The 575-nt window shown below is 73.7% G+C and carries 1 protein-coding gene; it reads right to left on the bottom strand.

The features are described 5' to 3' along the window. A partial coding sequence (locus KUM32_RS42105) for an SDR family NAD(P)-dependent oxidoreductase (RefSeq protein WP_217146875.1) occupies positions 1–575 on the bottom strand: 575 nt, incomplete at both ends.

The following is a 575-nucleotide window of genomic DNA, read 5'->3' as shown; positions in this document are numbered from 1 at the left end:
TGAACGACGCCCACATCTCGTCGCTCAGCCCAGGCGGGCGCACCAGGGGGGTGTCGGTGGTGCCGGGCAGGACGGCGTTGACCCGGATGCCGTGCGCCCCGTAGTCCAGCGCGGCCGACTTCACGATGCCCTCGACGCCCCGCTTGCTGGCGCAGTAGCCGGCGTGGGCGGGGCGGGCGCGCTCGGCGCCGCTGGAGGAGGTGCACACGATGACGCCGCCGCCGCGCTTGATGAGGTGGGGTATCGCGTACTTCATGGCGAGGAATACGCCCCGCTCGTTGGTGCGGGTGATGTCGTCCCACTGGGCGACGGTCGTCTCGTGCAGCGGCCGGGAGAACTCGACGCCCGCGTTGGCGAACGCGATGTCGAGGCCGCCGTACCGCCCCACGACCCCGTTCACGAACGCCTCGACCTGGTCGGCCTCGCGCACGTCGGCCCGCAGGTAGCTGGCCTCGCCGCCGGCGGCGCGGATCTCGCGCTCCACGGTGCGGCCGAGTTCGCTCCGCCGCCCGCAGAAGCCGACCTTCGCGCCCTCGGCGGCGAACGCCTTGGCGGTGGCGCGGCCGATCCCGGAG

The organism is Streptomyces sp. AC627_RSS907 (genome assembly GCF_019049165.1).
Note: the sequence above shows the minus strand (reverse complement) of the source record. Positions and strands in the feature narration are given on the sequence as shown.